The following is a 6,618-nucleotide window of genomic DNA, read 5'->3' on the forward strand; positions in this document are numbered from 1 at the left end:
TTGAGTGTTGGTTTAGTATATATTCGCCATCGTTAAGTATCCAATTCCTGGTCTCTTTAACTTTGAGGAAATACTTTTTCTTTACCCAGGCTGCTGGCTTATTTGGATGCCTTCTACCTACCCATCTCCATAATCTTTTCCATAAAAGCATATCTAATTTGTGGAATACTCTATTACTGACTACGGTAGAGAAGTAGTTGGCCCATCCCCTTATTACCGGATTTAATTTGGCTATTAAAGCTTTAACGGGGGCAGTTTTGTGGGAGTCACATATATCTGCCATTTTCCGGTAGTGAGTTCTTATACTCTTGGAGGATGGTTTAATCAGTGTTTTAAATCCTTGTTCGGTTGACTTTACCTGATATTGCCTAATGTTGAATCCTAGAAAGTCAAATCCAGGTTTATTCCCTTCATATTCTTCCAAGGTGTGGGCAATTTTGGTTTTTTCTGGTTTTAGTTCTAATCCTACCTGGTTTAACCATTCCTGTATTACGGCTTTTGCTTGTAATACTACTTTGATGTCCTTGTGTAAAATAACAAAGTCATCAGCATAACGTATTAAAGATAATGCCTTTTTATTTTTATCTTTTTTACCTGGTAAGGTTTCAGTGAATTTATTTAGGCATTCTTCCATACCGTGTAGGGCGATGTTTGCTAGTAGGGGACTAATTATCCCTCCCTGTGGTGTGCCTTCCACAGTATCTAGGAATTGTTTATTGTCAAACACCCCAGATTTTAACCACTGTTTGATTAGCCGTCTGTAAGGAGATTTACCCACTTTTCCTAGCAGTGCATCATGGTTGATTCGGTCAAAGCATTTGGATATATCCGCATCAAGGACGTATTTAGGTTTCATGTGGATGCTAAGATAGATTGCTTCAATGGCATCATGCGTTGACCACCGGAAAAGACCATAGCTATTAGGTTCAAAACGTGCTTCCCATTCTGGTTCCATACCTAACTTCACCAAGACTTGTAACGCTCTGTCGTACATCGTGGGGATGCCTAATGGGCGTTTTTCATCCCTCCCTGGTTTTGGTATCCAGACTCTACGGCTTGGACTTGCTTTGAGGTGGCGTGTTTTAAGTAGATGAACCAAGTTAAATCGCTGCATTGGAGATAGATTCTTAATACCATCTATATCCGCAGTTTTCTTACCCTGATTATCCTGTGTTACGCGCCTAACAGCTAGCAACCTTGCGTAATAACTAGAAGTCAGAAGTCGTTGGTATTTACGCATCTTGCGGATTTCGCCACTCATGGATGCTCTGTAAATTAACTTTTGCAACTTAAATACATTCTTCTCAACCCGTTTCCAGTCGATGTCTTTCCATTTGAGATTAGGATTGACAGAAGTCTGGGACGGTATATCGTCTGTATCCCATGCCACGCTTAAAAAGCGAGTGCGTAATTCTGAGGTCTCCTCAGAATGTAAGACGCACTCAAGAAAGGGCTTTGGATTACCCAATCTTCTTTTTAGTGTTTTAGCTTTATTCATCGCTAATAATTACCTTACATTACGTCTAACAGTGGGTACGTCTGCAATGAATAATGAATAATGAACAATGAATAATTATGAGAGCGCCTAGGCGTCAACTTCGCCAAAGGTGTTATACTATCTAGCTTTTAGTAATTAGGGATTGACTGAACAATAACTCCCATTACTTAAGTAATGCAAGCAATTCAGCCTCTGAATATTTACTCGCTCTGCGCAGCTCTTAATTATTAATTATTAATTATTAATTATTAATTAGTATGCTTCTTACCCAATCCTACTCTCCCTAAGACCTACGACCACAAATGTGTAGATTGACCTTGAATGGCTTCCTAAGTTCTCGACCTATATTCTTAGGTGTATTAGAGAGGTTTCCTCGTTCCCTTATGCCTTTATTACGGCTGATTTAGTGGGGTAAAATCTCCCGGAGGGTTCAGTATGGTTGTTGATATAGACATGGAAATATCTATATCCAAAGACCCTCTGACTTTTGTCCTATATTCCGTAGCTACCTTTGGAATAGTTCCGAGTTACGAGAGTTTCATTACCTTCCTGTTCGTCCACTTGTCAACCTTTACTAGGAGTCTCACTTATCTGGTAGTTAAAGCTTTGACCCCATTTAGGCCAGCTTCACAGCTTTGATGTTCAATCGCTGCCGTGTGGCCTATGTTGTCAACCCAACAACAGGGCGGATGGAATTTCACCACCAAGGACATAAGAGTTATCCACAAGTCGAGGTTGTCCTCATGTGTTGACTTGGGATGGCCATTTAGATCCAGTTTCCTGGTTTAGTGGCCAACGAGTCGCACTTCCATTTCTCGGACTAGGGGAGCTAAATAACGGGGTGGCATGGAACCAGAGGTGGCCTTGGCTCTAATTTCGTCTGGAAGTAAATCCGAACTAACGGCAGTCCATTCGTCTGCTAGTTGCTTGACTTCTCGTCTGGTGATGCGATCGCCTTTTTTGGCTGCATCTGTGACCATTTGTTGGACTTCTGTGGGAGATTTAGCCGTTTCGACAAAAGCTCTTTTGCTAAAGTTATTAATGGAGTCCGGGTCTAAATGTCCTTTATCTATTAAAGTATCAGCACTATTGGCCAATTCTATTAAGGCATAAGCTTGGCTTTTACTAATTTCTCTTTCCTTAAGCCAATTGAGGAATCCGCTACCCCGCCCATCGCCTCCTTTTTTTTCTCGGTCTCTAATGATTCTCAGGATACGGCCTCGCCAAATTTCGGTCTGGAGGTCAAAGCGATCGCAAACTTTCCATGCTATATCTACTACATTTTCAAACTCAGAGTCGGGAATATTTTCATCTTCTGGGTCGGGTAGGTCTAAATCTAGCTCTGGGAAATTATTGAGAGCTTCGGCAAGAGCTTCGGGAAATTGGGGAATTTCAGGCATAACAGAACAACATTATTGCTGATAGTGCCGAAATATTATTGCATTATTGACTAAATAATACCAATAAAACGTCATAAGTCAAAAATTAAAAGTCAAAACTTAGGATTGATTTCTGAGTGGGTTTTTCTGACGGAAATGCTCTAGGAAGAGCAATGCACAAATAGTGAAATGCCTAACTGTTAGTGATATCTAATATTGAGTCTGAAGCGATCGCTACTTTCCATATCCTTCACACCCCGCACTATCCCCATCAGTATCTAAATATTACACTATAAAAGTTAATGTTTTTGGTTGTGCCTCAGCAAAGTGTGGGATAAGTAGGGTTTGCTGAAAAAGATGGGTGAGGGTAGGAGTCAGGAGGTAGGGACATTGCATAAGGGCGTCCGTACAGAGTCAGGAGGAATGGGGAATTTAGAGGAGACAGTCCGAAGAATTATCCCTTGATTTTTCAGCCATGATTTGGCCCAAAATCCTAACTTTTTGAGATCCCTAGAACGAAAACCTTGTACTTTTGAAAGACCATTACAGGCTCAAACCTTTATCTGTCAATTACACCTTAAACGTGCTATAGTATATCTATAAGCTGAAAGAGGCTTTAAACTATACTTATATATGTGTGCCATACGCTACAATACCCAGCCATTTGTTATGAATTATCCTTTGATAACAGTAGGAATATCTACATATAACCGATCAAAAAGTTTGGAAAACATTAGTCTTCCCTCAATAAAGAATCTTTCTTATCCTAACTATGAAGTTGTTATTATTGACGATTGCTCAACGGATAAAACCCCAATAGTTTTAAAAGAACATCAACAGAAGATCGAGAGATTACGCTTTTTTCGTAACTCTAAAAATAGTGGAGTTTGTTATTCACGAAATAGAATAATGACGGAATCATCAGGAGAAATTATAGTTTTCATGGATGACGATGTGAGTATTTTCCCTGATTGTTTAGATAAAATTCTTGATCATTATAATTCAGAGCCTGAAGTTTTGTTTATTTGGGGCGGTGTATATGAGTGCCATGGGAATCATGATTCTAATAAACTAGATGCTGGAAGTGGTTCTCTTTTTTCAATTAAACGTATTATTGCTAATCATTTGACTTTTGATACTAATATTGGCTATCTAAAGACCTATGTAACAGAAGAACATGAATTTGCCCGAAGAGTCAATCGAGCTAAAGCAAAAATTATTAAAAGTAGGGATGCAAAATGTAATCATTATGCTCAACCGGCAGCTAATAGAGCTTTTAGGGGCTTAGGTGGAGATATTAATCGTTTGTATGGGTTAGTTAAAAATGGTTCTATTCCTGAGTATTATAAAAGTTTATTTATAGGTTTACTTTATCCGATTCAATATGTATCAAAAAAAACAGATTTACAAAAAGTAACTAATCAAAATCCCTATCCACAAGCAGTTCGAGCGTGGTTTCAAATTTTAACTTTACTCAAATACTTCAAGTTTATCAAGGCTGGTAAGTATTTATTCTATATAGTAATTAACATACCGATCAAAGCCTACAACCGCCGTTTGATAGATCAAAAAGAAATACAGGAGTTACAAAAAAGTCTATTATCATAACAATCTATTTTTAACATCCCTTTTCAAAACTTCTAACTGTTCCTCTAGTTGTTCAGTCAAAAGTTCAATATGTGAGTCCTTACTTATACCATTTTCAAAAAATCAGGACTTACGCAAGGACGCTATATATAGCATCTATTAATTTAGGCGATATAGCTGCCGCACTTGCTCCCTCCGCCAACGCCTCAATATTTCTGCCATTCTTGACTCCCCACACTTCCTACACTTCCCACACTTCCCACACTCCCCACACTCCCTTTTAGAAGTCAGAAGTTAGAACTCAGAACTCAGAAGTGACACTCCTGACACTCCCCAGACTCCTGACTCCTCCTATTCTCCTATCTTCTCAATTACACCGATCGCCTTGTTGTATTCTTCTTGCTTTCCTTGTTGCTGGTAAATTTCTGCTGCTTTGTGTAAATCATCAAGAGCTGCTTTTAATTTTCCTAATTTAATATATCCTTCGCTACGAAAAGAATAAACGTGAGGAAGATTAGGATTAATACTCAAAGCACTGGTTTGATCCTCAATAGCTTGGCTATAGTTTTTTAACTTCAGATAAATTAACCCTCGATTAACATAAGCGTCAATTTTTCTCGGATAAAGTCGTAATACTTCATTGTAGTCTACAATAGCTTCCTCTAAATCTCCCATCTCAGTGTGAATTAAACCTAAATTATAGTGAGCTAAAGCATAGTTAGGATTAATTTTTAGCGCTTCATGGCAATCAGCGATCGCTCCAGAAAAATCTCCTAATTTCAAACGCGCCAAACCTCTATTATTATAAGCAGGAACGTATTTGGGATGAATGCGTAGAGTTTCGCTAAAGTCACTCATTGCTGCCTGAAAGTCTCCTGTTTGAAAGCGAGAATTTCCCAGATTATTGTATGCTTCGGCGTAGTTGGGATTAATTTCTATAGCTGTTTCAAAGTCTTTCATTGCTCCAGAAATATCTCCTAGTCTAAACTTCGTAAAACCTCGGTTGTTATGACCTTCAGCATACTTGGGCTTGATTTGTATAGCTGTTTCAAAGTTTTTCATTGCCCCTGAAATATCTCCTGTTCTGAGGCGCACAATACCCATATCGTTATAAGCTTGATGATATTGAGGGTTAAAATTTATAGCATTCTCAAAATCAACTATCGCACCAGAAAAATCTCCCAGACTGCGTTTAGTATTAGCTCGGTGGTAATAAGCGTCTGCATTTTGGGGTTGAAGTTTGACTGCGTGGTCTAAGTCTTCTAGGGCGCCGCGGTGATCTCCTAGATCGAAACGAACTATACCTCGTTTTATGTAAGCATCCATATAGTTAGAATGAATCTTTATAACTTGATTAAAATCAGCTAGTGAACCTTGGTTATCTTTAGTCAGACGACGAATTACAGCTCGGTTGTAGATAGCTTCAGGATGTTTAGGATTAAGTTTTATGGCTTCATTGAAGTCAGTAGTCGCTCCTTGTATATCTTTCATCTCAAACCTGATAATACCTCGCTGGGTATAAGCATCTACAACTCTAGGATTGAGTTGTAATACTTTTGTAAAGTCATTAATTGCATCTTGGTTATTTCCAAAGAAACGATGAGCAATACCCCGATTATAGTAAGCTTCTGCTTTATTGGGATTAAGTTTTATGGCTTGATTATAATCTGCTATAGCTCCTTGCCGATCTCCTGCTTTAAAACGAACTACTCCTAAGTTTTGGTAGATTTGAGAATCTTCAACATTTAATTTCAGAGCTTGAGAAAAAAGCTCTATAGCCTGATTGAATTCTCCTAATTCTACATAAACTGCTCCTAAATTATGATAGGTTTGAAGGTCTTTTGGATCGAGTTCTAATGCTTTTTGGAAATTTTCTATAGCTTCTTTTAAGTTTCCCATTTGGGCAATTGCAATGCCTCTATTATGATAAAATTGATGATTATTCGGCTCTAGAAGTATGGCTAGATTATAGTCTTCTAAAGCGCCAGTATTATCTCTTTTTTGTAGTTTGATTAATCCGCGGTGATGCAGTGCATATGCTCCTTGCTGGCGACATTTTTCAGCTTTTTCCACCATACCAGCTATTTCATATTGGGTAATAGACTCTTCCCATTTTTTTTTCTTTTCAAATTCTCTAGCTCTGCAAAATGCTGC

3 protein-coding genes and 1 pseudogene are annotated in these 6,618 nt (G+C 38.4%); 1 reads left to right on the forward strand and 3 read right to left on the reverse strand.

The features are described 5' to 3' along the window. Together ltrA and F6K22_RS26690 are read right to left on the reverse strand one after the other, a co-directional pair. Positions 1-1,498: group II intron reverse transcriptase/maturase (gene ltrA / locus F6K22_RS26685; protein WP_293105044.1), on the reverse strand; the 1,498-nt coding region annotated here is incomplete at its 3' end. An 806-nt stretch (positions 1,499-2,304) separates the two neighbouring features. Next, positions 2,305-2,898, reverse strand: a pseudogene (locus tag F6K22_RS26690) (hypothetical protein); the annotation flags it as partial. 648 nt (positions 2,899-3,546) lie between these two features. Between F6K22_RS26690 and F6K22_RS26695 the strand changes: the two are divergent. Next, positions 3,547-4,485: a glycosyltransferase family 2 protein gene (locus F6K22_RS26695; RefSeq protein WP_293105050.1), complete on the forward strand. Its 939-nt coding sequence runs from the start codon at positions 3,547-3,549 to the stop codon at positions 4,483-4,485. A 330-nt stretch (positions 4,486-4,815) separates the two neighbouring features. Here F6K22_RS26695 and F6K22_RS26700 read toward each other — a convergent pair. After that, positions 4,816-6,618 (reverse strand): tetratricopeptide repeat protein (locus F6K22_RS26700; protein ID WP_293105047.1); only part of this gene is annotated, 1,803 nt, incomplete at its 5' end.

It is taken from the genome of Okeania sp. SIO2F4 (genome assembly GCF_010672385.1).
Classification (GTDB): domain Bacteria; phylum Cyanobacteriota; class Cyanobacteriia; order Cyanobacteriales; family Microcoleaceae; genus Trichodesmium.